Annotated in this window: 19 protein-coding genes and 1 pseudogene; 7 read left to right on the top strand and 13 right to left on the bottom strand. The window is 64.0% G+C overall.

From position 1 onward, the window contains the following. The first annotated feature begins 32 nt into the window (after positions 1-32). Together RBH26_RS14850 and RBH26_RS14845 are read left to right on the top strand one after the other, a co-directional pair. Positions 33-2,930 (top strand): ATP-binding cassette domain-containing protein, encoded by a 2,898-nt coding sequence (locus tag RBH26_RS14850; protein WP_306759158.1) that lies wholly within the window; start codon positions 33-35, stop codon positions 2,928-2,930. Positions 2,931-2,979: 49 nt separating this feature from the next. Then, a pseudogene (locus tag RBH26_RS14845) lies at positions 2,980-3,657 on the top strand (MFS transporter); the annotation flags it as partial. A 58-nt stretch (positions 3,658-3,715) separates the two neighbouring features. Here the strand turns inward: RBH26_RS14845 and RBH26_RS14840 are convergent. The 4 genes from RBH26_RS14840 to RBH26_RS14825 all read right to left on the bottom strand — a co-directional run bounded on the left by RBH26_RS14840 (position 3,716) and on the right by RBH26_RS14825 (position 6,862). Beyond that, on the bottom strand, positions 3,716-3,901 hold the full coding sequence (locus RBH26_RS14840) for a hypothetical protein (RefSeq protein WP_306759157.1): 186 nt from the start codon (positions 3,899-3,901) through the stop codon (positions 3,716-3,718). 69 nt (positions 3,902-3,970) lie between these two features. Further along, positions 3,971-4,270, bottom strand: a complete 300-nt coding sequence (locus tag RBH26_RS14835) for a DUF4242 domain-containing protein (RefSeq protein ID WP_306759156.1) — start codon at positions 4,268-4,270, stop codon at positions 3,971-3,973. Positions 4,271-4,435: 165 nt separating this feature from the next. Continuing rightward, positions 4,436-5,746 (bottom strand): MFS transporter, encoded by a 1,311-nt coding sequence (locus RBH26_RS14830; RefSeq protein ID WP_306759155.1) that lies wholly within the window; start codon positions 5,744-5,746, stop codon positions 4,436-4,438. Between the two features lie 3 nt (positions 5,747-5,749). Continuing rightward, entirely contained in the window at positions 5,750-6,862 is a 1,113-nt protein-coding gene (locus RBH26_RS14825; RefSeq protein ID WP_306759154.1) for a rhodanese-like domain-containing protein, read from the bottom strand. 86 nt (positions 6,863-6,948) lie between these two features. Here RBH26_RS14825 and RBH26_RS14820 point away from each other — a divergent pair, with 86 nt between their 5' ends. Beyond that, on the top strand, positions 6,949-7,683 hold the full coding sequence (locus RBH26_RS14820; protein ID WP_306759153.1) for a helix-turn-helix domain-containing protein: 735 nt from the start codon (positions 6,949-6,951) through the stop codon (positions 7,681-7,683). Positions 7,684-7,719: 36 nt separating this feature from the next. Here RBH26_RS14820 and RBH26_RS14815 read toward each other — a convergent pair whose 3' ends face one another. From RBH26_RS14815 to RBH26_RS14795, 5 genes are all read right to left on the bottom strand, one after another. Continuing rightward, positions 7,720-8,031 (bottom strand): ASCH domain-containing protein, encoded by a 312-nt coding sequence (locus RBH26_RS14815; RefSeq protein WP_306759152.1) that lies wholly within the window; start codon positions 8,029-8,031, stop codon positions 7,720-7,722. Positions 8,032-8,284: 253 nt separating this feature from the next. After that, the gene (locus RBH26_RS14810; protein ID WP_306759151.1) at positions 8,285-10,234 is read right to left on the bottom strand and encodes an aldehyde ferredoxin oxidoreductase family protein; all 1,950 of its coding nucleotides are present in this window, start codon (positions 10,232-10,234) and stop codon (positions 8,285-8,287) included. 3 nt (positions 10,235-10,237) lie between these two features. Continuing rightward, positions 10,238-10,456, bottom strand: coding sequence for a HalOD1 output domain-containing protein (locus RBH26_RS14805; protein WP_306759150.1), 219 nt, complete (start codon positions 10,454-10,456; stop codon positions 10,238-10,240). A gap of 391 nt (positions 10,457-10,847) precedes the next feature. Beyond that, positions 10,848-11,504: a helix-turn-helix domain-containing protein gene (locus RBH26_RS14800; protein ID WP_306759149.1), complete on the bottom strand. Its 657-nt coding sequence runs from the start codon at positions 11,502-11,504 to the stop codon at positions 10,848-10,850. A 322-nt stretch (positions 11,505-11,826) separates the two neighbouring features. Further along, positions 11,827-12,237, bottom strand: a complete 411-nt coding sequence (locus RBH26_RS14795; RefSeq protein ID WP_306759148.1) for an EamA family transporter — start codon at positions 12,235-12,237, stop codon at positions 11,827-11,829. Positions 12,238-12,525: 288 nt separating this feature from the next. Here RBH26_RS14795 and rdfA point away from each other — a divergent pair, with 288 nt between their 5' ends. Both rdfA and RBH26_RS14785 read left to right on the top strand, forming a co-directional pair. After that, positions 12,526-13,149 carry a rod-determining factor RdfA gene (gene rdfA, locus RBH26_RS14790; protein WP_306759147.1) on the top strand — a complete coding sequence of 208 codons (624 nt, stop codon included), beginning with the start codon at positions 12,526-12,528 and terminating at the stop codon, positions 13,147-13,149. A gap of 107 nt (positions 13,150-13,256) precedes the next feature. Next, positions 13,257-15,206, top strand: coding sequence for an archaea-specific SMC-related protein (locus RBH26_RS14785; RefSeq protein WP_306759146.1), 1,950 nt, complete (start codon positions 13,257-13,259; stop codon positions 15,204-15,206). 18 nt (positions 15,207-15,224) lie between these two features. On the opposite strand, the gene folP is transcribed toward RBH26_RS14785, so the two are convergent. Then, positions 15,225-17,633: a dihydropteroate synthase gene (folP, locus tag RBH26_RS14780; protein WP_306759145.1), complete on the bottom strand. Its 2,409-nt coding sequence runs from the start codon at positions 17,631-17,633 to the stop codon at positions 15,225-15,227. A gap of 89 nt (positions 17,634-17,722) precedes the next feature. Here folP and RBH26_RS14775 point away from each other — a divergent pair, with 89 nt between their 5' ends. Beyond that, positions 17,723-18,940 (top strand): alanine--tRNA ligase-related protein, encoded by a 1,218-nt coding sequence (locus RBH26_RS14775; RefSeq protein ID WP_306759144.1) that lies wholly within the window; start codon positions 17,723-17,725, stop codon positions 18,938-18,940. Positions 18,941-19,183: 243 nt separating this feature from the next. After that, the gene (locus RBH26_RS14770) at positions 19,184-20,158 is read left to right on the top strand and encodes a formyltetrahydrofolate deformylase (RefSeq protein WP_306759143.1); all 975 of its coding nucleotides are present in this window, start codon (positions 19,184-19,186) and stop codon (positions 20,156-20,158) included. A gap of 293 nt (positions 20,159-20,451) precedes the next feature. On the opposite strand, the gene fdhF is transcribed toward RBH26_RS14770, so the two are convergent. From fdhF to RBH26_RS14755, 3 genes are all read right to left on the bottom strand, one after another. Next, on the bottom strand, positions 20,452-23,643 hold the full coding sequence (fdhF, locus tag RBH26_RS14765) for a formate dehydrogenase subunit alpha (protein ID WP_306759142.1): 3,192 nt from the start codon (positions 23,641-23,643) through the stop codon (positions 20,452-20,454). Continuing rightward, the gene (locus RBH26_RS14760; protein ID WP_306759141.1) at positions 23,640-25,172 is read right to left on the bottom strand and encodes an NADH-ubiquinone oxidoreductase-F iron-sulfur binding region domain-containing protein; all 1,533 of its coding nucleotides are present in this window, start codon (positions 25,170-25,172) and stop codon (positions 23,640-23,642) included. Before RBH26_RS14760 ends, fdhF begins: the two co-directional genes overlap by 4 nt. A gap of 107 nt (positions 25,173-25,279) precedes the next feature. After that, on the bottom strand, positions 25,280-25,660 hold the full coding sequence (locus tag RBH26_RS14755) for a Rid family detoxifying hydrolase (RefSeq protein ID WP_306759204.1): 381 nt from the start codon (positions 25,658-25,660) through the stop codon (positions 25,280-25,282). Between the last annotated feature and the right edge of the window lie 30 nt (positions 25,661-25,690).

Raw genomic sequence — 25,690 nt, 5'->3', positions numbered from 1 at the left:
AGCAATCGGTCGACACACCCTAGTACACACCAATGACGGCACCGGATCCGTTCGACTTCGAGACACACTCCAGCGGGAAACCACGCTCATCGAGAGCGAACCGCGAGACCGATGCCGACGTCGGTCGCGGCGACGGATCGACGCTCCCGCTCGGGCTCACGCTGCTTGCGGGAGCCGTCGCTGCGGTCGTCGTCGTTCCGATTCTCTGGATCGTCGTCGTCGCGTTCAGCGTCGATTTCGACCGGCTCTGGTCGATCGTCTTTCGGTCGCGCACGCTCGAGATTCTGGCGAACACGATCGTACTCGTCGGCGTCGTCACGACCCTCTCGGTGCTGATCGGCGTCCCACTTGCGGTACTCACGACGCTTACGGACCTCCCGTTCAGACGGTTCTGGATGGGCGCGCTCGCGCTTCCGCTCGTCGTCCCGAATTTCACCGGCGCGTTCGCGTTCATCTCCGTCTGGGGGCCACAAGGGCTCGTCCAGTCGATGCTCGAACCGTTCGGCGTCTCCTCGCTGCCCGAGCTGTACGGCTTCTGGGGGACCGTCTTCATCCTCACGCTGTACAACTATCCGTTCGTCTACATCACGACGATCGCGGGGTTGCGAGCGTTCGACAAGACGTATCTCGACGCCGCCCGCTCGCTCGAGAACGACCTCCGGGGCGTGTTCACACAGGTCGTCTTTCCGATGGCCAAGCCAGCGATCGTAGCCGGGGCGTTGCTTGCAGCACTCGAGACTGCAGGCGACTTCGGCGTTCCCGCGATGTTGCGGTTCGACGTCCTCACACGCCAGATCTACGTCGAGTACAACGCGTTGGCACACGACTACGCCGCGATGTTGTCGCTGCAACTGGTCGCGATCACGCTCGTGATTCTCGCACTCGAGTCACAGGTTCGCGATCACAAACGGATCCACGGCGAGGCCCGTGGCGAGTCGCGCTCGTACACGCTCCGGCTCGGTCGGTGGACGTGGCCGGCGCTTGCGGTCTGTGCTGGCGTCTTCCTCCTCAGTATCGTGTTGCCGGTGGGCTTTCTGCTCTGGTGGCTCGTCCGGGGTCCGGAGGTGTACGTCGGCTCGCTCGCGTTCGAGTGGGAGTACGCGCTCAATTCGATGACCGTCTCGGCGCTGGCAGCCGTCATCGCCGCGCTCCTCGCGCTGCCGGTCGCGTATCTCGCCGCCAGATACCGGTCGGTCGTCTCGGGCCTCCTCGAGCGAGCGACGTACGTCGGCTTCGCGATTCCGGGCGTCGTCATCGGGCTGAGCCTCGTCTTCTTCGGGTCGACGTATCTTCCGTCGCTCTATCAGACCGTCCCGCTCGTCGTGTTCGCCTACGTCGTACTCTACCTGCCACTGGCCGTCGGCTCGGTTCGGACGTCGGTCCTGTACGTGAACCCACGTGTAATCGAAGCCGCGAGATCGCTGGGGTCGACACCGTTGCAGGCGTTTCGACGGATCACGTTCCCGATGATGCTCCCCGGCGTCGCCGCCGGTGCGGCGCTCGTGTTCCTTCACGGGATGAAAGAGCTTCCGGCGACGTTGCTGCTTCGACCGTCCGGGTTCGAAACGCTCGCGACGTTCATCTGGGGCGCCGAACGAAACGCCTACTACGGCTACGCGGCGATCCCGGCGCTCGTCCTCATCTTTGTCTCGGGGCTCGCGATCGTCGCGGTGTTGTCCCGTGGCGACTACGAGTACTGGACGCGATTCTGGACGTGGCTCCGGTCGTTCGTACGAAACGGCGACGAGAGCGGCCCGGACGACGAACCGATCGGGGAACCGACCACACCCCTGCGAAGCGACGGCAGTCACGCGGTCGATCGCGCGGCAAACGAGCGGACCGAACGAAAGCCAGTCCTCGAACTCGAGGGCGTAACGAAGGCCTACGACGGCGAGATCGCGGTCGACGACCTCTCGCTGACGGTACAAGACGGGGAGCTACTCACGTTGCTTGGACCCTCCGGCTGCGGGAAGACGACGACGCTGCGGCTGATCGCCGGCTTCGAGCGACCCGACGCGGGAACGGTCCGCATCCACGGCCGGTCCGTCGCCGACGGCGGCAACGACGAATTCGTCCCCTCGGAGGGGCGGGACGTCGGTATCGTCTTCCAGGAGTTCGCGTTGTTCCCTCACAAGACCGTCGGAGAAAACGTCGCCTACGGACTGCACGACACGTCTACCGACGAGGCCGACGAGGTCGTCACCGACTTGCTGGATCTCGTCGGCCTACGACAGTACCGGCGAAGCTATCCACACGAACTCTCCGGCGGGCAGAAACAACGCGTCGCACTCGCCCGATCGCTCGCTCCCGAGCCCGACGTCCTGTTGCTCGACGAACCGCTCTCGAATCTCGACGCCGGATTGCGAATTCGAATGCGGGAGACGATCACCTCGATTCTCGACTCCGTCGACGTCACTGCCGTCTGGGTCACCCACGACCAGGAGGAAGCGCTCTCGGTCGGCGACCGAACGGCGGTTTTAAACGGCGGCGTCCTCGAGCAGGTCGACGGACCACGGGACGTGTTCATGGAACCCGACTCGCGGATGGTCGCGGAGTTTCTCGGGCGGACGAGCTACCTCACCGGTCACGTCGACGGTGCGGCCATCGATACGCCCATCGGTCGTCTCGAGGACGAGCGCGTTACGCGAGTCGATCGGGTTCGATCGGAGACCGTCGACGTCCTCGTCCGCCCGGACGACGTTGCGATCACGCCGACGGACGAGAACGGGAACGCGGACGGCCGGATCGTCAACCGCCAGTTCATGGGGACGGTCGTTCGGTACCGGATCGCACTCGAGAACGGCGACGTCGTCTGGTGTCGTCACGACCACGAGGAGTGGTACGACATCGACACGCCAGTCGCCGTCTCTATCGAGGCGACACATCCGCTCCCGGTGTTCGGTCGATCCGACTCGAGTGACGGGCTGTAACGATATCGTTCGATAATATCATTCCGGTCGGTCGTCTATTTGGACGACGATGGCTACCGACGACGCCGACTCGCCGACCGTCTCGTCGACCTTCCGGCAGTTCTTCTCCCTGCAGCGGGACGTGCTGGTGCTCTCGCTGGCGATGTTCGCGTTCAGCCTCGGCTTTCAGATGACCAATCGATTCCTCCCGGACTATCTCGTGTACCTCGGCGCGACCGGGTTCGTCGTCGGACTGTTCGCCACGCTCGGGAACGTCATCGGCGCGATCTACCCGTACTACGGTGGGATCGTCTCGGATCGGGTCGGTTCACGATACGCGTTGACCGTGTTCGGGTTCCTCTCGACGTTCGGGTTCGGAATCTGGCTGGCCTCCGCGTACGTCCCGGCGATCGATCTGGGTGTGACTACCGTCGAGCCGTGGGTCTGGGTGTTCGTCGGCTTACTGTTGGCCCAGTGTTGGAAGTCGTTCGGCATCGGGGGCCATTACGCGATCGTCAAACAGAGCACCGATCCGAGCCGACTGGCCCGTGGGTTCGCCAGCACGGAAACGTTCCGGCGGACGGCGTTTCTGATCGCCCCGCTGATCGTCGCCGTCCTCGTGGCCGACGAACTCATGCCCGGGTTCCTGTGGGTTCTCGCGATCGCCATCGTCTTCGCCGTCCTCGGAACGGTCGCCCAGCACCTGTTGTACGAGGCCGAAGCGGACACCGTCGGTGAGGAGTTCGAGGCCTATCGGTAGCCAAAACCGTTCTCGAGAGACGAGAGACGTGGCTGACAAGCGGCGGTCAGTCTCGATCGACGTCCCGGACGTCGGTCGAGTGACACTCCGGGCAGGTAAGCGTCCCCTTGGTCGGAATCCGGGCATCGCTTCGGGGGAAGGTTACGCGACACTCGGCACAGCGAAGGAGCGCGTCGCCTCCCGTATCGGGACACACCCGTGGCAGTCGTCGGTCTCCGTCGGAACGGTCCATGACACGCGTGTCGCTATCCACGACAATAAATACCACACCTCAATTCCCGTCGGTACGAGAGGGAAGCCGTTACTCGCCCTCGAGTGGCTGTCCGCGGCGGTCGATGCGGGTGGTCGGGAGGCCCGCTCGTTCGGCGTGTTCTTCGACGGCGGCCTCGTCTTCCGCCTGATAATGACAGAACGTGCCCGTGATTCGTTCGTCTTCGTTCCGAAGGACCTCGGACTCGACCCAGCGGATGTCGACGCCCTCATCGCGAAGTTCCTGTAAGACCGCTCCAGACTGTTCGGCGGCCGCATCGAGTTCGTCCTCGGTGATCGGTTCCTCGAGTGCACGGAGGATGAGGAAGCCCTCCAGCTCGTCGTCGCTCATGATCCACGCTAACATAGACCGGTGTATTCGATAAGTGTTTGCCTCGCTCGCAACAGTAGACAGACGAATGCGAGCGGTGGAGACGTTCCCCGTGCTGTGACCCGGCGAAACCGCAGACCGATCGTGGCTGTGTCGCACCGACTGGTACGGACTGCTGTCCGGCAGTCAATCCTCGGACCCGGTTTTGCTGGCCTCGAGGTCGACCGACGGCGGCTCGTGGGTGCCGAAGTCGGGGTGGGTCTCCTCCATCCAGATTACGACCAGTCCGCCGGAGAGGAACATCGCGATGGCGGTACCGTAGAAGGCGGCCTCGATCGAGAGCAGATCGACCGAGAGGCCGATGAGGATGGCCCCAACGGCGTAGCCCAGATCACGCCAGAGCCGGTAGACACCGAGGCCGGTCGAGCGCCACAGGGGGTGGGCCGCGTCGCTGGCGACCGCGATCAGATTGGGGTAGTGCAGTGCCATCCCGACGCCCGAAAGCCCCGAAAAGAGGATCCAGAGGTAATACCCCTCGACGAGCACCATCCCGAGGACGCCCGCGCCGGCGAGGAAGAAGCCGGCGACGATCGGCGGCTTGCGCCCGACACGGTCACCGAGTCGGCCGGTGTAGACCTGCAGGAAGTACGCGGCGCTGTGGACGCCGACGACGACTCCCACCTGAGCGACGTCTAAGCCCTGAGCGACCAGGAACAGCGGGAAGGCGATCCAGACGAGCGTATCGACGAAATTCTCGACGTGGCCCGCCTGTGCGGCCGTAAACAGCGTCCGGTCCTTGTAGGTCGCACGCTTGACGATCTCGGTAAAGGAGAGGTCGGCCTCGTTCTTTCCGCCGTCGGCTTCGACGCCGTCGTCGTCGAGTCCTTCCGCTTCCGCTTTCGCGTAGGGCAGCGTTTCCTCGATCAGGACGACGGCGATCAGCAGGGCGACGACGATCACCGCCGCGAGGAAGTAGAACGGCTCCGGCCGGAGGCTGTACTGAGCGGCGATCACGCCCGTCAGCCACGCCCCGGCGGCGACGCCGGTGTAGCCAAAGGCCTCGTCGAGCCCGGCGGCGAGCCCACGCTCGTCGGGGCCGGCGAGTTCGATCTTCGAGATCATGCTCATGCTCCAGGCAACGCCCTGGTTGATCCCGAGCAGGACGTTCCCGACCGCGATCCAGCTCCAACTCGGCGCGAAGATGAGGATAAAGGGAATCGGAACGGCGGCGACCCAGCCCGCGATCAGGATCGGTTTCCGGCCGTAGGCGTCGGCCCACTTCCCCGAATACAGGTTGAGGATCGCCTTGACGATCCCGAAACTCACGACGAAGGAGCCGATCACGAGAAGCGACTCGACGCCGAAGGTCTCCTCGCCCATGATGGGCACCACGTTGCGCTGGGAGCCCATCGTGAGCCCGACGGCAAAGACCGTGACGATCTGCAGGGTGAACTGCTGCCAGTTCCGACGGATTCCCTGTGCGTACTCGCCGCTCATGGGTTATTCGGCCGCACAACGGTTGGGACCGAGTTCGAGTTCGTCCGCCTCTTCATCCGAAATCTCTTCGGTGCCGACGTTGGCGAGTTTGATCCGCTCGAAGTTCGCCGGCTGGTCCGGCACGTCGCCGGCCAGTTCCGCGACTACCGTCTCGCGGTCCTGGCCGAAGACCTCGTTTCGCTCTTCGACCTCACTCAGGCGGGCTGCCACCGGCGGCTGGGGACTGCCGGGGTCGTGAGCCGGCAACACGAGTGGGTCGCCGTCCTGATTGCGAAGGCGCTCTAAGCTCTCGGAGAGCGTCTCAGCGTTGTCCTCGACGTCCGTATCCTCGAGTCCGGCGTCGACGCCGAGTTCGACACGACCGACGCTGTCGTGAAAGAGCGTATCGCCGGTCAGGAGGGCTTCGTCCTCGAGGGCGTAGGTGACGCTGCCAGGGCTGTGGCCGGGCGTGTGGATCACATCGATCGCTACGGCACCGACCTCAAGGACATCGCCGTCCTCGACGTGGGTGGCACCGATCCCGTCGTCGTCGGCAGGGTGGAGGTAGTAGGGCGCGTCGTGGGCCTCGGCGAGGCTCTGCCCGCCGGAGACGTGGTCGGCGTGGGCGTGGGTGTCGAAGACGCCCGCCAGATCGGCGTCGTAGGCCTCGAGGATCGCCTCGTACTCCTCGGTGTACTGAGAGGGTTCGAAGACGGCGGCCTCGCCCTCGGAGATCAAGACGTGAGAGAGACAGCCCGTGCCAGGGCGGGCGACCTGGACCAACGCACCCTCGAGATCGGCCTCGAGTTCGGCGTGGCGGTGGACGCGTGCCCAGCCGTTCATGCCGTTCTCGAGGGTTTTGGCGTCGTAGCCCTCTTCCTGGAGCAACTCTGCTGCGTCCCCTGCGAGCACACCTGCAGCACAGACGGTGACGATCTCCTCGTCTTCGGGGAGTTCGGCCAGCGTCTCGGCTGCCGCGTCGGGGTCGTCTTTCAGTTCGTCGTAGACGTCGACGTTCTCGCTTCCCGGAACGTGCCACTCGGCGAACGACTCGGCGTCACGGACGTCGATCAGCGTGACGTCGTCATCTCCCTGCTCGAGTCGCTCGGCGACGGTTTCCGGCGTAATCTCTGACATCGATAGCTGATAGGGAGAGCGAGGGCATATCAGCAGTGCCAGTTATGACCGGCATCGTTATTGAGGGCAGGGGCCACGTACGATCTATGAGCATGTACGAAGTCTCGTTTAAACTCCGCCACGAGTGTCCCTACCGGGGGCTCTCCGAGCGGTTTCCGGCGGTGTCGATCCGGGAGTGGTACCTCCAGGACTGCCAAATCCTCGAGCTCACCGCGCCGGAGGCCGGCGACGACGAACTGCTCGAGGAGATCGACGAACTCGGGTCGGTGCTTCACACCACGATCGACGGCTCGGACCTGCACGTGATCGTCCAGTCGTGTGCCTGTCCCATCGAGGAGTCGATCATCCGTCGGTTCGAGCGCCACAACTGCGTACACCTCCCGCCGACGGTGTACCGAAACGGCTGGGAGCACTACTCCGCGATCGGATTCGACGAGAGCGACGTCACTGCCTTGCTCGCCGAACTCGACGAGGATCGGGAGATCGACGTCCTCTCGAAGACCTCGATCGAGGAGCGCCACGTCCCTCACAGTTCGCTGTTCTCGGTCGACCGTCTATTCGACGGGCTCACCGATCGCCAACTCGAGGCCCTGCGGATCGCGCTGGACGCGGGCTACTACGACCAGCCCCGGAACGCGTCGGTCGCCGAACTCGCCGAAGAGACGACCGTCGCCAGGGCGACCTTCGAAGAACACCTGCGGAAGGCGGAGAACAAACTCGTCACGAACGCCGGGCAGTTCGTGCGACTCCTGACCGAAACGCAGGGAGACGTGTTGCGTGCGGAGACACAGCGTGTGTCGCCGACCGCCGAGGGCGATTGATCGAGTCTTGCCCTCGAATCGTGCTGTCCGACAGTATCACGAGCGCGGCTCGAACTCGTGTAACACCGCCTCGCTCTCGTCGTCCCATTCGGTGTCGTGTGTCGCTTCGATGCGGCGCTTGTACGCCTCGAGGTTCGGCGACCCCTCCGCACGGGCATCCTCGTCGGTGAGTTCGCCCAATCGTCGATGCTCGACGTTCGTGACCTCGAAGACCGTCTCCTCGATGACGAAGGTATCGCCCTCCGCTGCGTGGGGATCGCCGCGGTGTAACTGCGTGATCTCGCCCTCGAGGGCCTTTCGTCTGATCCGCTCTGCCGGCAGTAACTCGGCTGCGTCGATGCGTGCCATACGTATCGATTCGGCGCGTTCGTCTCAAATATTGTGGTCGTCGGAGCAGTCCGTATCATACGGTCTCACGGACGGTGACCAGCCAGTTTAGTACCGTTCCACCCGTCGACTGCTGGGTCGAATCGGACGACACCGCAGGATTCGACCCAGCAGTTCATACGGACTGCTGTAACTAGTTACCGCCGATCGCCAGGACGGGGTCGGCGATCGGCGGTAATTGACTACAGAAGACCGTATCAGGCGTGGACCGCCACTAGTCGTCGGACGGAGCCGCCGCGCCGCTTCCCCCGCTGCTGACGCCGGTTCCGGGACCAATCTCGATCTCGAGTTCTGCGAGTTTCTCGTCAGGGACGACCCCGTCGACCCAGCCGCGGTGGTCGTAGTACTCCTCTTTCATCGCCTCGAGTTCACAGTACTCGCCTTCGCTTGCGCCCTGACCGGGCGTCTCGCCTTCCTCGAGGAAGACCTCGGGCAGGGAGTCGTCGTCGCCGTCGAAGCCGACGAGGTTGTTGTAGTAGCGCTCTAAGTTGTAGATGCGCTCGCCGGCCTCGAGCAGTTCGTCCTCGGTGACGTCGAGGCCGGTCATCCCGTTGTACTGGAGGACGTACTCTTCGATTCCTTCGGCGAAGGCGTTGAACTTGCAGATGTCGAAGCTGTCGGAGATGGCGTGGAGATCCTGGAACTGCGCGGTGAGTTCGCCTTTCCCGTCGTGCTCGTAGGGATCGACCTTCTCCGGGATGCCCAGGATTTCGGCCGCTGGCGTGTACCCTCGGAGATGACAGGCACCACGGTTCGAGGTAGCGTAGCCGATTCCCATCCCCTTCATACAGCGTGGGTCGTAGGCAGCAATCGCCTGTCCCTTGACGTCGAGTCGACAGTCGTGAGCGTCGACAGCGTCGGCAAAGCGCGCCTGGCCCTCCGCGAGGAGGTCCGCGAGTTCGCCTTCACGGGTAGCGATGCGTTCGATCATCTCGATCATCGTGTCGGCGTCACCCCAGTCGATGCCGTCACCGTCCCCGACGTCCTCGAGATAGCCGTTCTCGGTGGCGTCCATCGCCATCGCCAGGATGTTGCCGACTTCGATCGTGTCGACCCCCATGTCGTTACAGCGGTCGATCATCACGGCGATCGTATCGCGGTCGTCGTTGAGCGAGTTGGTCCCCAGCGCCCAGGCGGACTCGTACTCGTAGGACTCCATCCGGACGTTCATCTCCTCGCCTTTGTGCATGACGTCGACCTCGACTTCCTTCTTGCAGGCGACCGGACAGGAGTGGCAGGTCGGCTCGTCGACGAGGATGTTTTCGCGGACGTTCTCACCGCTGATCCGCTCGGCGTCGATCACCGTCTCGCCGTCCGCTTCGGCCTCGTTGTACGCGTCGCCGGACGTGTAGCGGCCGTTTTTCGTCGGGTGGCCGTCCATCTCCTCGGTCATGTTCATCAGGACGTTCGTCCCGTACATCGAGAGGCCACCCTCGTTGGGTGCGGTGACGTCGGATTCGGTGATCGCCTGCATCGCCTGCTGGTGGCCCTCTTTGAACGTCTCCGGATCCGCCGGCTGGGGCATTTCGGTGGCCGATTTGATGACGATCGCTTTCAGCCCCTTGTTGCCCATCACACAGCCCGTGCCGCCGCGACCGGACGCCCGGTCGTCCTCGTTCATGATGCAGGCATACCGGACCTCGTTCTCGCCGCCAGGTCCGATCGCCATGATCGAGAGGTTCTTGCCGTACTCGCCGTCGACCTCCTCCTCGACCGTCTCACAGGTCTCGTGGACGCCCATCCCCCAGAGGTGAGCGGCGTCGCGAAGTTCGACCTCCCCGTCCTCGACGTAGGCATAGACCGGTTCCTCGGCCTGACCCTCGAACAGGAGTCCGTCGAAACCGGCCCACTTGAGGCGGGCACCCGACCAGCCACCGTGGTGGCTGTCCGTGACGGTGCCGGTCAGCGGCGACTTCGTACAGACGGCGATTCGACCGCTCATCGTCGTCTGCGTTCCCGAGAGCGGTCCGTTCATAAACGCCAGCAGGTTGTCCGGCCCGAGCGGATCGACGTCCGGCCCCTGGTCGAAGACGTACTTCACGCCGAGGCCACGGGCCCCGATGTACTTCTTCGCGTCCGCCTCGTCGATTCCCTCGTACGCGACGCCGTCGGTTCCGAGATCGATTCGTGCAACGTGGTCCTGAAAGCCGCCAATAGCAGTCATGTGTTATGAGTTCTTTTTGATGAGAATCTGGCCAGTGCTCTGAACGAGTACGGTGTAGCCGTAGTACGAGAAGGTGATACAGCCTGCTTTACCGACGGTTCCGTCGACAGATTCGAACGCCCTATCGAGTGCGTTCGGATTGATGCTGTCGCTCAACGGCGGGAGGTCGTCCGGACTTTCGTCTTCGTATTCCGCGATCGTCCGGACGATCCGATCACTCACCCACTTCTCACCAGCCCAATCGTGGTGCAAGTGATGCGTCGGACGATCAGTTGCCGAGTTTCGGGCACTGCTCATAGGGTTGCTATTGACACACACATAAATGACGTTTGACGAGTAATATTCCCTGTCTTTAAGTACCCGATATATGGCGGGGAACTCAGTTCACCCGTCAAACGACAGTTCTACACATTATAAATGTAAATACGATTTTAATTATTAGAGTGAAGTAGGCTATTCACGTTCTAAAAGCGTAATACGGAAGGATATATAGATGACAAACTAATTGATGGTTTATATTTGGATTTCCTCGAGAGCCAGCTCGAGGCGATCGGTGAAAACGAGGCTCATACGGACTGCTATCCGACGGTATCAGTGACGACAGAAGGCCGCATCACTCGGTGTCCTCGTCGATCAGCGCTGCGGAGATCAGGTTTCGCATTCCACGCCGAAGCCGACCGCTCATCGCCGTCGAGGAGACACCGATCTCGTCGGCGACGTCGCTCAGTGCCATGTCCCGCGGTTCGTTGAAATAGCCACATCGATAGGCCGTCGTGAGTGCCTCGACCTGTTCGTCAGTCAGCCCGAAGGAGACGTTCGTTCCGGTATCCGTGTTCCCATACACCTCGATGATGTCGAAGTTCATGTCACACTCCGCTGCGTACTCCCAGATCGTATTGAGCGCATCTCGACCCGGCAACTGGAGTTGGACGAACCAGCCGCGGCGTCTGGTCTCCGCACGCAGCATGAACCCGTTGACACTCGTGACGACGGGACTCAACAACTGCGTTCCGTTCGGATGTTCGATGTAGTAGATGAACGTCCCGTCGTTTGCGTCGACGAGTTCGTACCTGTCGATAGTCGGATCGCGGTCGAGATACGCCTCCAGTTCGTCGGGATCGTCGTACTCGATGAGAAACGGAAAGACGTCGGAGTCCGGGTCGGTGTTCGCTTGCGTTATCACTTCGATCTCGATATCCTCGAGGCGCCGTAGCGTCGGGACGAGGGCGAGCTCGTCGTGTTCGATGTATGCTTTGACCGTTATCGACATCGCTGTACTGGTCTCCGTTGTGCTCGTTTCCACGACTGTTCGCGCCCACCGGAACAGAGTGTCACCGCTGGGTCCGTCTCGATCGACCGTATGAGCATGTCACACACTGTCTCGGGGATCGTTATAAGAGTATGGTCGAAGGGATGCTACCAATTATCCGGCCGTACGACCGTCCATAACGGTGTACACTGAAGAGGTCGCAGCTGCGACGAATCACTCATACTGTCGGACAGAACTATGCAACGCTCGGTCGCACGACAGTCCTCGAGGAGTGGTGAGCCGAATCGCTGTCTATCAGTAGTCCGATGGGAAAAGATCTGTCTCAGTACGTAATGAGCGCGATCGCAACGACCGCGAGGATAATACCGGCAACTTTCGACGGTGAGACCGGGTCGCCGAGGATAGTGATGCCGATAAGCGCTGCGACGACGAAGTAAAGCGCGCCGACGGTCGTCACGGTCGCAGTCGAACCGATCGATAATCCGACGTACGTCGCGACGAGACCGATGGCAGCGAAGACGCCGGCGACGACGGCGAACACCCCTCCCTTCGGCGTGACGGCAAGTGACGCCCCGGAGACGATTACGTATCCGACGGTCAAGGCCGTCGCGACGGCATACGAGATCGCTGCCGCCGTCACCGGAGCGATCGACTCCGAGGCGTAGGTGGCAGCGACGACCCACAATCCCCACGTTACCATCGTGATCCCGCCGAACAAGACACCCGAGTTCACGCGAGCCGCTCACCTCGTTCGTCTCGGCCCCGTCTGAAACGACGTGACGTCGAATCATACTGCCGGACAGCACGATGCACCGATCGGCCGCGTGGCTGCTGTCCGGCAGTATCGGTTACCGAGTTCATGGGACGATCCATACAACGAATATTGTTGCGTACCCCCGATGGCGATTGACGTGGAATACTCCACCCATTCAAATACCAGCCCAACTGGGGTTTCGATCACTGGCGGTGGATGTCGCTCCCGTTCAGTTATAAATAGTGTGTTCACCCACGTACGAGTACAGTGACGGACGAGCACGGAAACTGCAAGATCGATCGAGTCGCCCGGCGATGGGCCCTCGAGACCATCGACGAGCAACTTCTCGAGCGACGGGAGGCAGGTGCCAGTCTCCGCGACTTAGAGCAGTTCTTCAATCGGCAGGTACTCGCAGCGGCGATGGCAGAGGCAGGAATCGAAACCGTAGACGGTGAAGTCGAGAACCTGTATCACCTCCTCACCGACGACGACGTCAGCGCCGGAACGAGAGTCGAAGCCGAGTCGCGACTCGAGCGACACGGGCTCGACCCGGACGCGGTCGAAAGCGATTTCGTCAGCTATCAGACCGTCCGGACGCATCTAAACGACTGTCTGGACGTCGATACGAACCGGGAGTCGGGACTCGAGCCGACAGACGGGAAGAACATCGTGTTCAAACTCCTCTCCCGGACCGAATCGATCACGGAGCGAACGATCGATCGGCTCCGCTCGAGCGGGCATCTGACGATCGGAACGCCGGAAGTAACACTCAGCCTCCGCGTCGCATGTTCGGAGTGTGGTGAGGAGTATCCGTTCGGTCGGCTCGTCGACCGAGGGGGCTGTTCGTGTCAGGAGGACGACCAAGCAAGCGACTCCGAAACCGAGCGATGACGAGAGGCTGGACGGTCTCGAGAGCGCACGAGACCGACGACAGCACAAGGTTGAATACGTCAGATACGCTACTGAGCGATCAGTGACCAGCGGCGTCTCAGCTATCCATGTCAGTAAATAGTCCGGATCCGGAATCGAAAAGCGAGTTGGGAGAGGTACACGTCAGCGTTCGGAACGTCGGCGGCATCTCCGAGGGAGAAATGACGCTTTCAGAGGGCGTGACGCTTCTCTCGGGTGAGAACGCGTCGAACAAGTCGTCGTTTCTGCGCGGGCTGGCCGGCGTACTCGGCGGCCCCGCACCGCCGATCAAAAGCGACGCCGAGTCCGGATCGGTAACGCTTCGAACGGCCGACGACGAGTACGCCCTCGAGATCGAGAACCGAAACGGGGAGCCTGTCGTCACCGACGCGGATCGAGTTTCCGACCGCGCCGACCTCTGTGAGCTGTTCGTCGCCCTCGACGAGACGAATCCGATTCGGCGGAACGTCCTCACGGACGGGGATCTCTACGAGCTGTTGATGCGACCCGTTGATACCGACGCGATCGAAGCGGAGATCGAGCGACTCAAAGCCCGAAAAGACGAACTCGACGATCGCCTCGCGGAGGTAGACCGCATGGAAGACCGACTCCCGACGCTGCGAACGCGTGCGAATACGGTCCGAGACGAGATCGAGGAGATCGAGGCCTCGCTTCGGGAGAAACGCGAGGCGATCGACGAGCGAGAGACGGCAGCGGAGACGGGTGGACACGATGTCTTCGACCAACTCAAGGAGACGCGATCCAAGCGCGAGACCGTCCGCAACCGGATCGAAACCCAACGGGACGCGATCCGGTCGCTCGAGGACGAACTCGAGGACGTCCGCGAGCGACGCGAGGAACTCGAGTCGACGGACGCGTCGGGAACGGGAGACGTCGATGCGATCGAAGCAGAGATCGAGCAGCTCCACCACCAGAAACAGCAGCTGTCGACCACGATAAACGCGTTGAGTCCGATCGTCGAGATGAACGACCAGCTGTTAGACGACGAGAAGGAGATCCCCGAGGAGATGAAATCGGACGAGATCGTCGCCGAACTCGATCCGTCGTCACGGTCGATCACCTGCTGGACGTGTGGCAACACCGTCGAACGAGCGGAGATCGCCGAACAAGTTCGCGTCGTGCGGGAGATTCTCCAGGAAAAGCGCACCCAGCGTGAGACGCTCACCGATCGCATTCAGTCACTCGAGGAGGAGAAACGACGACTCGAGCGCCAGCGCGACGAGCGCGAGCGACTCGCGGAGAAAGCAGCGTCGATCGAGGACGAGATCGACCGCCGCGAAACGAAACTGGCCGAGCTCCGCGAGCGTACGGCGTCGCTCGACGACGAGATCGACTCGCTACAGGCAGACGCCGAGGAGCTCGACGAACGGGACGACGAACTGCTCGAACTCTACAACGACGTGAGCGATCTCGAGTACGAGCGGGGACAACACGAGAACGAGCTGAGCGACATCGAAGACGAGATCGCACACCTCGAGGACGAACTCGCGAAACGCGACGACCTCGAGGACGAGCGCGATTCGGTGGCCACGCAGCTTCGCGAACAGCGAGATCGGATCGAGTCGCTCGAGCGCGAGCTGGTCACGACGTTCAACGAATCGATGCAGCGGGTACTCGACAGGCTCGAGTATCGGAACATCGAGCGCGTCTGGATCGAACGGCTTACGACTGCCGACGACTCGCTGTCCGCAACCGAGTTCGAACTGCACGTCGTTCGCTCGAGCGAGGACGGCGCTGCCTACGAGGACACCGTCGAGAACCTGAGCAAGAGCGAACGCGAGGTGATCGGGCTCGTCGTCGCCTTCGCTGGCTATCTCGCACACGACGTCGCAAACGAGCTTCCGGTGATCGTCATCGACGCCGTCGAAATGCTCGACGCGAACCGGATCCGCGGACTCCTGGAGTTCTTCGAACGCCACGCCGAACACGTCGTCGCCGCCGTCCTCCCCGAGGAGGCAGCGGAGCTCGAGGAGCGCTATCCGACCGTCTCGACGTCCTCGTTCGCCGTCGACGCCTGATACGGGACCGATCAGCCGCTATCGGTCCATCGTCGCCCGCACCGTCCGGATCGCTGCGGCGTTTTCGGCCACGTCGTGAACCCTGACGATGTCGGCGCCGCGTTCGGCCGCCATCGTCGTCACCGCAAGCGTTGGAGATAATCGTTCTCCGAGTCGACAGCCGACGTCCTCGAACAGCGACTTCCGGGAGTGGCCGACCATGACCGAACAGCCAAGCGCCTGGAGCTCTTCGAGTCTCGCGACCAGTTCGAACGAGTCGGCGGCCTCCGTTCCGAATCCGAGTCCGGGATCGACGACGATCCGGTCGCGGTCGAGACCGGCACGCTCCGCGAGTAAGACGGTCTCCGAGAGCTCGTGAAGCACGTCCTCGACGACGTCGTCGTACGTCGCGCTCCGGTCGGGATCGACCGGTGTTTGGAGGCTGTGTGTGAGCGCGAGTACGGCGTCGTGGTCGGCCGCGACGAACCGCATCTCGGGATCCTCGAGGCCGGAGACGTCGTTGACGATGTCGGCACCGGCCTCGAGCGCTGCGTCGGCGACCGCCGCCTTCCGCGTGTCGACCGAGATCGGGACGTCGAGATCCGCGATCCGTTCGATCACCGGAACGACGCGGTCGATCTCCTCGGCGACCGACACCGGATCGGCGCCGGGACGAGTGCTCTCGCCACCGACGTCGACGATATCGGCCCCGGCGGCGACCATCTCGCGAGCGCGCTCGACCGCTGCGGGGACGCGATCGTAGGCACCGCCGTCGGAGAAGCTATCGGGCGTGACGTTCAGGACGCCCATCACCGCCGGCTCGCGGTCCCACGGCGATCCGTCGGATCGCTCGTCGGTGTCGACGGCACGACGGAGCTGACTCGAGACGTGAGCGAGCCCGAGTTCGTCGTCGGCAAGCGAGTCGATGAGCGTCCGAAACTGCGAGGACGTTCCCGAGAGGACCGCCGTGACGCGTCGGCCAGCAGTGTCGGTCTCCGAGAGGACACACGTGCCACCGACCGACTCGAAGACCCGCTCGAGGCGGTCGGCCTGCTGGGCGCGCAGGTACGTCTTGATCGTTCGGTGGACGGCCTCTTCGGCGGCGGTCTCGGCAGTCCGGGTCGAGACGTCTGCGCTCGTAAACGCGGCCTGTGCCCGCTCGCGCGTGGGCGTACGTTTCGGGATCTGAAGTCGTGTCCAGCGGTCGCGCGCTTCGGCGACGGCGTACAGCGAGCCGGCGACGAGCACGCAGTCGTCCTCGTCGGCCGCCGAGAGCGCCCGTTCGGTCGCCTCGAGGACGGTTCCAGCGCGGTCGATCCGGTCGGCGTGACCGTCGAACGCTGTCGCGAGCGCGTCGGCGTTCTCGGCGCGTGGGACCGCCGGTTCACAGAGATAGAGCGTCTCGGGTGACGGCAGCGCCGCGGCCATTCCCCGGTGGTCTTTCTCAGTCATCGCCCCGAAGACGAGGTGGAGATCGTCGTACGCGTACCGATCGACGAGTTCGGCAAGCGTCTCGCAAGCGCCCGGGTTGTGTGCGCCGTCGAGAATCACGAGTGGCGCCGTCGACATGATCTCGAACCGGCCCGGCCAGTGAGCCTTCCGGAGGCCGCGTGCGATCGTCTCCGGATCGACGTCGGCGACCTGTTCAGCCAGCATCGCCGCGACGCCGGCGTTCGTCGCCTGGTGGTGGCCAAGCAGCGGAAGCGTCGTCTCGAGTGACCACTCCGGCGTCGTAATCGAGACGTCGCTTTCGATCCGCGACGCCAGCCCGTGTTCCCGAGCGATCACGTCCGCGTCGTCGCTCCCGACGGTGATCACGTCCGTCTCCGAACGGATCGCCTCGAGAGCCGCGCCGTCGGCACCGGTCACGAGCGGGGCGTCGGCCGGCGTGACCTGTGCTTTGTCGCGGGCGATCTCCTCGATCGTCTCACCGAGGATGCCCGTATGCTCTAGCGTGACGCTCGTCACGGCGCTGGCAACCGGATCGACGGCGCTCGTGGCGTCGTACCGGCCGCCGATCCCGACCTCGAGGACGGCGACGTCGACGTCCTCGGCGGCGAAGTGGGACATAGCGAGGGTCGTGAGGACTTCGAAGTACGTCGGCGTGTCGTCGGCCTCGCGGAGCCGTTCGACGTGGTCGTCTATCTCGTCGACGAACTCTCGGACCCGTCGTTTCGGGATCTTCCGACCGTTGACTCTGATTCGTTCGCGGAGGTCGTTCAGGTCCGGCGACGTATAGAGGCCGACGTCGAGGCCCGCATCACGAAGAATCCGATCGAGCATACACGCGGTACTTCCCTTGCCGTTCGAGCCGGCAATCTGGACACAGTCGAGGTCCTCGTGTGGGCGATCGAGTTGTGAGAGCAACGCAGCAGTCGTCTCCGTGCCGAGTTTGGGTCGACACCGCTGTAACGACTCGAGGTAGTCGACCGACTCGTGATACTCCATACCAAACGTGGCACGGGGCGACAGTATTAATCTGTCGCCGAGATGGTAGCCCACACGGTTTATCACGGTGTAACCCGACACTCGTGACCATGGCGTCCGAAACGACAGACAACCGTGCAGCGGCGGAGCCGTACCTGAGGGAGTTCGAGGCGACAGTACGGGCGATCGACGACACCGAGGTCCGACTCGAGGAGACGTACTTCTACGCCGAGGGAGGCGGACAGCCGGCCGACCGCGGGACGATCGGCGGCATCGACGTCGTCGACGTCCAAAGCCGGGACGGTGAGACGGTTCACACGCTCGAAGCGGAACCCGATTTCGAGGCCGGCGACACCGTCACCGGCTCGATCGACGACGAGTTCCGGACCTACTGTATGCGAGCCCACACCGCCAGTCACGTCCTGTACGGCGCCGGCCGCGAACTGTTCGACGAACACGGCTACGGCGGCTTCGGCATCGATTCCGAGAAAGTGCGACTCGACTTCGAGACCGACAGGGACCCAGACGAGGTGAACGAACTCACCCTCCAGCGGCTGGTCGACGAGGTCGTCTGGGAGTCGCGGGACGTCTCCTGGCGAGAGATGGACGCGGCGCAGGCGCGGGACCGCGACGAGATCGTCTTCAACGAGACCGGTGGGACCGAGGGGGCCGAAACGGTCCGTCTCGTCGAGATCGACGACTGGGATATCGCCGCCTGCGGCGGCACCCACGTCGAGAACACCATCGAGATCGGTCCCGTCACCGTCCTCGAGGTGTCGAACCCGGGTGCGGGACTCGTCCGCGTCGAGTACGCGGTCGGCCCGGCGGCCGTTCGCGCACGGCTCGACGAACGGCGGGCCGCGACCCGCGCTGCTCGAGCACTGGATACGAACGTCGGAACACTTCCCGATCGTGCGAGCAGCGTCGTCGACGCGAACGCGGCTCTCGAATCGGAACTCGAGACGCTGCGCGAGCAACTGCTCGAGGCACGTCTCGAGTCGCTGGTCGACGACACCGTCTCGAAAGCCGGCCAGGAGTGGGTCGTCGGCGAGCTCGCGGTCGACGGGATCGGACCTAACGACGTCTCGGATCGCGTGCGGAAACTCGCGGGCGACGTCGGCGACGTCGTCGCACTAACCGGTGGAAACGGAAACGAGAACGCGTTCGTGGTCGTCGGTACGACCGGCGAGACGGACGCGAGCGAGGTCGTCGACGACGTTACGGCGACGTTCGGTGGCGGTGGCGGCGGCGGGCCGACGTTCGCACAGGGTGGTGGCCTCGAGGGCGAGCCGACCGCAGTCGTCGACTACCTGCGAACGGAGTCGTAGGATTCTGGCGACCACTTTTCAACCCGTCATTCTATCGACACGAATGGTGAGAGCAAACACGTCCTCTCTCCGCGATTTCAGGAGGACCAAGGTTCATTAGCGGCGGTCTGAAACGGGTGAGTGGATGTCACTAGCACAGCGCGAGCCGTCCCTCGAGGCGGCAGACCGACCGGTACGTGTATCCAGGATCGATCGACGACGGCCGACGAACGAACGCGAGCACAACGCCTGGAGGTGGAACCGATGAGCCGTGACCGAACCGAGATTACGATCGTCGGCGACGAGGATTCGGGAGTCATCGCCGACGCGACCGACCTGCTGTTCGAACACGACGTCGACATCGTCGACCTCGATCAGGCCGTCCGGGAGGGAACGTGTCGAACGACGCTCCAGGTCGAAATCGACGAGATGACGGTCTCACGGGATCGGTTCCGCGAGGAATTGGACGACCTCGCCGACGAGTTCGCCGTCGACGTCCAGGTTCGGTTCCCCTCGAGTTGCGAGAATCAGTCCCTCGCCGTCCTCGTCACCAAAGAGAGTCACTGTCTGGAGGCGCTGCTCGAGGCCTGGGAGAACGACGAACTCGGCGCCGACATCGAAGTCGTGATCGGGAACCACGATATCCTTCGGCCGCTCGCAGCGGCCTACGACGTCCCGTTCTACGACATTGGCGACGAGAACGGGACGCCCGACGAGGGCGAACTGCTCGAACTCCTCTCGGAGTACGAGATCGACCTCATCGCGCTGGCCCGGTACATTCAGATCCTCTCCCCGGAGGTCGTCTTCCGGTACGAGAAGCGGATCATCAACGTCCATCCGAGCCTGCTTCCGGCGTTCCCCGGCGCAGCGGCGTACAGACAGGCCCACGAGGCGGGCGTTCGGATCGCCGGGGTGACGGCCCACTACGTTACCACGGACCTCGATCAGGGGCCGATCATCACCCAGCGGGCGTTCAACGTTCCCGCTGGCGCGTCCGAAGCGGATCTCAAAGAACGCGGCCAGCCCCTCGAGGCCGACGCCCTCCTGGAAGCGATCCGACTCCACCTCGAGGACGAACTCGTCGTCGACGACGGCCAGACGAAACTCGCCGATCCGGACGGCGCCGACACGCAACTCGGCGCACCGACGGCGCTGGATCAGGCAAATCCCAGTCGACCGATCGACAACCGCGAGGAACTCGTCGCCGACGGGGAGACGACCGCCGTCGCGGACGACTGAACGCGCTCGTATTTCTCATCGGCGGCCACTAGATCGACATCGAGAGGCGCGTACCGACGATCGTGCTGTGAAGTGAATAACACTGATATCAGTGTGAAGCAATCGAGACTGAGGATTCGATACAGGAGCCACCGCCTAACACGACAGATCAACTGACGGAGAAGTTCGGTTCTACCGGGTCCGAAACACATCCTGAGACCGGTGGGTACGCTCATACGGTCTCCTGTCGTCACCGACCGGCGATCGCCAGGACGGGGGCGGCGATCGGCGGGTAATCGGGACAGCAGTCCGTATCAGTCGTCGTCGGCCGCTACCGGCGCACTCGAGGAGCCGTCGATATCCAGCTCGCCCTCGGAGGGAATCCGCACGCTCGAGACCTTGTACTCGGGGATGCCGCTGATGGGGTCGAACGACTCGCCGGTGAGTTCGTTGGCCGCGCCGGCGGCGAAGTGCATCGGAATGAAGACGACGCCCGGATCGACGCGGTCAGTCAATTGTGCGCGGACGGTGATCGCACCTCGACGTGATTCGACCGTCACGGTCTCGCCGTCCGAAACACCGAGTCGATCGGCCGTCTCGGGGTTGATCTCGACGAAGCTCTCGCCGACGTGGGACATGATCCCGTCGACCTTCCGCGTCAGCGTCCCGGTGTGGAAGTGATACAGCACCCGTCCCGTCGTCAGCGTCAACGGATACTCCTCGTCGGGCAACTCGCCCGGCTGGCCGAGGTCGGCCGGCACGAACCGGGCCTTCCCGTCCTCGAAGTTGAACCCGTCCGCGTAGAGATACGGCGTCCCCGGATCCGCCGCGTCCCGACACGGCCACTGCAGCCCGCCCTCCGACTCGAGGCGCTCGTGGGAAATCCCGCCGTAAATCGGCACCAGCTCGTTGATCTCGTCCATGATCTCGGCTGGCGACTCGTAGTCCCACTCGTAGCCAAAGCGAGTCGCAAGCGCCTGGAGGATCGCCCAGTCCTGGCGGGCCGCCCCCGGCGGTGACAGCGCCTGATTCACCAACTGGACCCGGCGCTCGGTGTTCGTAAACGTCCCCGCCTTCTCGGCGAAACTCGCCGCCGGCAACACGACGTCGGCGTGCTCGGCCGTCTCCGTCAGGAAAACGTCCTGGACGACCAAAAAGTCCAGTTCCTCGAGGGCGTCCTCGGCGTGGCCGAGAGCCGGTTCGGACAGCGCCGGGTTCTCGCCCATCACGTACATCCCCCGGACGTTGCCCTCGTGGGCTTCCGTGAACGCTTCCGGTACTGTCAGCCCGGGTTCGCTGGGGGGCCGCTCGCCCCACACGGTTTCGAACGCCTCGAGGACGTCGGGATCGTCGACCGGCTGGTATCCCGGCAGGCTGTCGGGTAGCGTCCCCATGTCACCACCGCCGCCCTGGACGTTGTTGTGGCCACGAAACGGCGACAGCCCCGCGTTCGGCTTCCCGAGGTGGCCGGTCACCAGCGCGAGGTTCGCCAGCGCCAACACGTTCTGTGTGCCGTGGGAGTGTTGGGTCATCCCCATCGCCCACCCGAACACGCACGTCTCGGCGGTCGCGATCGTCTCCGCCGCCGTGGCGAGGTCGTCCGGAGCGACCCCACAGAGGCGTTCGACTTCCGCCGGCGTGAACGGCTCGACTTTCCGCTTCAGTTCCTCGAAGTTCGTCGTCCACTCCTCGATGAACGCCTCGTCGTGGAGGTCGTGTTCGATGATGTACCGAGTGAGCCCGTTGATCCAGGCGACGTCGTGGCCCGGCTCGACGCGCGTATACTGGTCGGCGTGGTCGGCGATGCCGACCTTCCGCGGATCGAAGACGAGCAGCTCCGCGCCGTCGCGGACGTTCTGTTTGATCCGCGTCGCCAACACCGGGTGGCTCTCGGTCGTGTTCGACCCCGTGATCAGGTAACAGTCGGTGTTCGCGACGTCCTCGATCCGGTTGGTCATCGCGCCGTAGCCGACGGTCTGTTTGAGCGCCGCCACCGTCGAGGAGTGACACAGTCGCGCGCAGTTGTCGATGTTTTTCGTTCCGAGGACCTGCCGGGCGAACTTCTGCATCAGGTAGTTCTCCTCGTTCGTACACTTCGAGGAGGCGAAACACGAAATCGCGTCCGGCCCCGCCGCCTCACGGATCGACGACAGCCCCTCGACGACCCGCGCGAGGGCCTCCTCCCAACTCGCTTCGCGAAGTTCGCCGTCGTCGCGGACGAGTGGCTGCTCGAGACGGCCGTCACTGTCGACGAAGTCGTAGCCGAACTTGCCTTTGACACACGTCGAGAAGCCGTCGTTGGCCGGCGCGTGGTCGGCGTCGATCGGACGCACGCCCAGCACTTCCTCGTCGTCGGTGTAGACGTCGAACCGACAGCCGACGCTACAGTAGCCACAGGTCGTCTCCGTCGCCTCGACGTCCGCGAGGCGGTGGTCGGAAACTGCCTCGGCGATATCGAACATCTGCCCCTCCGAGAGCACGCTCGAGGCGACGTGTTCGGCGGCGTGTTCGGCCTCGAGGAAGGCGCGCTCGCCGAGATCGGTGGCGCTTCGTTTCGCTCGTGCCATGAGGCCGGCGACGCCCGACAGTTCCTCGTCGTCGCCGCCCTCGGCAGCCGTCGCCGCACCCGACGCGGTCGCGGGAGCGCCAGCGTCGTCGGGGTCGTAGTCGACGGTCGTCCCGATCGAGTTCTTCTGGGTAAAGCCGGGAATCGGCAGCGTCGCGCTATCTGCGAGTCCCGTTTCGGTGATCGAGCCCGTCGGACAGACCGTCGCACAGTGGCCACAGGAGACGCAACTCGAGGCGGCCATCGCCTCGCTGTCGTTTTGGAAGGCGATTCGAGTGTCCGAGCCGCTGCCCTCGAGACGAAGGACGCCCTCGACCTGGACGTCGTTGCAGGCTTCGACACAGCGGTTACAGAGAATGCACTTGTTGCGGTCGATCTGGATGAACGGCGAGGTGTCGTCGAGGGGTTCGTACGCCTCGCGGTCGTCGAAGACACCGTAGCGGGGATCTTCGACCTCCTGTTCGATCGCCGTATCCTGCAGTTCACAGCGGCCGTTTTTCCCACAGGTCGTACACCGAAGGTTGTGGTTCGACAACACCAGATCGAGGTTGACGTCCCGCGTTTCGCTCGCGTCCGGCGTGTCGGTGTGAACCGTCAGCCCCTCTTCGGCCGGGAAGCTACAGGAAGGGACCAGCCCGTGACTGTCGGTCTCGACCACACACGTCCGACAGGTGCTGCGAGGCCCGATCTCGTCGCTGTGCTCGTCGTGACACAGCGCCGGTACGTCGTCGGCAACACCCGCCTCCTCGAGGGCGTCGAGCAGGGTCGCGCCGGGGTCGACGGTGACGGAGCGGCCGTCGACGGTCAGCGTCGCGGGTTCGGTAGCGCCTGCGGGTTCGGGGTCGTTTGCCGTCCCGGTCTCGAAGTCCTCGGTCAGCGGCGTACTCGGTTGTGGGTCTGTAACGTCGGGAACGCGTGGAATCGGATTCTCGGAACTCATTCTGAACACTCTCCAGTGGGACATCGCCCGTCGGCGTGGGCGAGAAACTCGGACTCGAAGGCGGTCAGCGCCGTCGTCACCGGCCGGGCAGCGTCACGGCCGAACGCACAGAGACTCGAGCGGTTCATGACGCGAGCCAACTCGCGGACGTCGTCGATCGCGTCCGCGTCGCCGTACACCGAGCGCAACAACTCGGTGAGCTGTGTCGACCCCTCGCGACAGGGGACACAGCGCCCACAGTTTTCCTCGTGGGCAAACGCCGCCCGACGACCCGCAAAGGCGACCGCACAGCGATCCTGGCTTAGCAGTTCGACCGGCCCAGCAGTGTCGAGATCCGCCGCAGTCAACTCGTCGGCGTTCGTCGGAACGTCGAGAGTCTCCGTCAGCCCACCGAAGACGCCGCCGACGGCGGCGGCTTTCAGCTCACCCTCGAGCGAAACGGGCTCTCGGAGCGTCGAGAGGGTGTCGTCGGTCGCGAGTTCGACAGTCGCTGTCGCGGCGACGTCGCCGCAGACGTCGAACAGCCGCGTCCCCGGATCGTCCTCGACACCGGGGAGGTCGCCGTCCGCGAGCGCGAGCCGTCGGAGCTGGGCGAGCGTTCGCGGCGTGTGTAACACGGTCGGTCGTCCGAAGAGGCCGTGCTCTTCGGGACCCGGCGGTCGGCGTCGGGCCTCGAGGCGGTCGTTCCCCTCCAGGGCCTCGAGGGCCATCGTCGGCTCGCCGGCGACGTACTCGTCGGGTCCCGCGACGACGTCGATCGACACGTTCGCGACGGATTCGACGACGTCGGCGACGGCGGTCGCGTTGCGATACGCTCGCTCCTCGGTCTCGGTAACGAAGACGACGACCGTCGGCGCGCCGACGGCGTCGGCGACCGCGGCCGCGGGATCGATCACGGCAAACGGGTCGGCCGCCAACAACAGTGCGTCGGCCGTCGCCCGCGAATCGGCCTCGTTGGCGTGGACGACGACGACCGGCTCACCGTCGGCCTTCCGGACCGTTCGCCAGGTGTCGGCAACCGGTTCGTCGGCGGCGATGTCGCCGCGGCCGCGACCGCACAGTCCGGTTGCAGCCGCCCGTTCCAGCAGTTCGTCACCGTCTCGAGCGCGAGCGAGCAGCTCGCCACGTGCGAGGTAGTCGTCCTCGCTTGTCGGGACGACCCAGCCGCAGGCGTCGAGAACTCGACGGTCACCGGCCGCGAGCGGTCCCGTCTCCGGGATCGGGAGCGTCGCCCTGTTCTCGTCGTGAGAGAGGACGCTCGAGGCCGACGCCGGCTGTTCGCCGTTCCGTACCGATTCGATCACGTCCCGAACGGTGGCGGGAGAACACCGCGGGACGAACGCCGTCCAGTCGTCGACGGTGGCCATAACGAGCGGATCGAGGGCGTCGACCCCCGTCGGACCGACTTCGGCGATCTGGACGGTATCGGCTGCCTCTCGAGCCGTCTCGAGCACCGCCGTCGCGTCACCGGACCGCCCGGATACCCTGACGGCCGGTGTCGTGCCGACGACGCCACGTGCAGTCGTCATAGTGGGGCCGAAGGCGACCGACAGTGTAAGTGTTGTCACTCGAGCCGATACGTTTGCGGACGGTCGCAGTCGCGCGACCGATCGTTGAATAGTGCTGTCCGACAGTATTAGTCGGCGACCGCAATCGCCTCGATCTCGACGGCTGCCCCTTTCGGAACCGAGCCGGCCTCGACGGCGCTGCGGGCGGGCGGTTCCGCTTCGAAGAACTCGCTGTAGGCCTCGTTGAACGCCTCGAAGTCGTCGATATCGTCGAGGAAGACGGTCGTCTTCAGGACGTCTTCCATCGCTAGTCCCTCCGCCTCGAGGATCGCTTCGACGTTTCGGAGACACTGTCTCGTCTGCTCGTCGACGGGCTCGTCGTCTAGCAGGTCGCCATCGGCCGTCATCGGGAGCTGACCCGCGGTGACGAGGAGGTCGCCGTTTGTCGTCGCTTGACTGTACGCGCCAACGGCTGCCGGCGCATCGTCGGTGCTGATAACGCGTTTCATGTCCGCACATACCGGTTCGGATACCTTAAA

This window comes from Natronolimnohabitans sp. A-GB9 (assembly GCF_030848565.1).
GTDB lineage: Archaea > Halobacteriota > Halobacteria > Halobacteriales > Natrialbaceae > Natronolimnohabitans.
The sequence above is the reverse complement of the archived record's forward strand: the minus strand, read 5'-3'. Positions and strand labels throughout refer to the sequence as shown.

Excerpts from the sequence above, each read along its gene's own strand:
- RBH26_RS14850 (WP_306759158.1), top strand. The coding sequence starts at position 33 with ATGACGGCACCGGATCCGTTCGACTTCGAGACACACTCCAGCGGGAAA.
- RBH26_RS14840 (WP_306759157.1), bottom strand. The coding sequence starts at position 3,901 with ATGGACCGTTCCGACGGAGACCGACGACTGCCACGGGTGTGTCCCGAT.
- RBH26_RS14835 (WP_306759156.1), bottom strand. The coding sequence starts at position 4,270 with ATGAGCGACGACGAGCTGGAGGGCTTCCTCATCCTCCGTGCACTCGAG.
- RBH26_RS14830 (WP_306759155.1), bottom strand. The coding sequence starts at position 5,746 with ATGAGCGGCGAGTACGCACAGGGAATCCGTCGGAACTGGCAGCAGTTC.
- RBH26_RS14825 (WP_306759154.1), bottom strand. The coding sequence starts at position 6,862 with ATGTCAGAGATTACGCCGGAAACCGTCGCCGAGCGACTCGAGCAGGGA.
- RBH26_RS14820 (WP_306759153.1), top strand. The coding sequence starts at position 6,949 with ATGAGCATGTACGAAGTCTCGTTTAAACTCCGCCACGAGTGTCCCTAC.
- RBH26_RS14815 (WP_306759152.1), bottom strand. The coding sequence starts at position 8,031 with ATGGCACGCATCGACGCAGCCGAGTTACTGCCGGCAGAGCGGATCAGA.
- RBH26_RS14810 (WP_306759151.1), bottom strand. The coding sequence starts at position 10,234 with ATGACTGCTATTGGCGGCTTTCAGGACCACGTTGCACGAATCGATCTC.
- RBH26_RS14800 (WP_306759149.1), bottom strand. The coding sequence starts at position 11,504 with ATGTCGATAACGGTCAAAGCATACATCGAACACGACGAGCTCGCCCTC.
- RBH26_RS14785 (WP_306759146.1), top strand. The coding sequence starts at position 13,257 with ATGTCAGTAAATAGTCCGGATCCGGAATCGAAAAGCGAGTTGGGAGAG.
- folP (WP_306759145.1), bottom strand. The coding sequence starts at position 17,633 with ATGGAGTATCACGAGTCGGTCGACTACCTCGAGTCGTTACAGCGGTGT.
- RBH26_RS14775 (WP_306759144.1), top strand. The coding sequence starts at position 17,723 with ATGGCGTCCGAAACGACAGACAACCGTGCAGCGGCGGAGCCGTACCTG.
- RBH26_RS14770 (WP_306759143.1), top strand. The coding sequence starts at position 19,184 with ATGAGCCGTGACCGAACCGAGATTACGATCGTCGGCGACGAGGATTCG.
- fdhF (WP_306759142.1), bottom strand. The coding sequence starts at position 23,643 with ATGAGTTCCGAGAATCCGATTCCACGCGTTCCCGACGTTACAGACCCA.
- RBH26_RS14760 (WP_306759141.1), bottom strand. The coding sequence starts at position 25,172 with ATGACGACTGCACGTGGCGTCGTCGGCACGACACCGGCCGTCAGGGTA.
- RBH26_RS14755 (WP_306759204.1), bottom strand. The coding sequence starts at position 25,660 with ATGAAACGCGTTATCAGCACCGACGATGCGCCGGCAGCCGTTGGCGCG.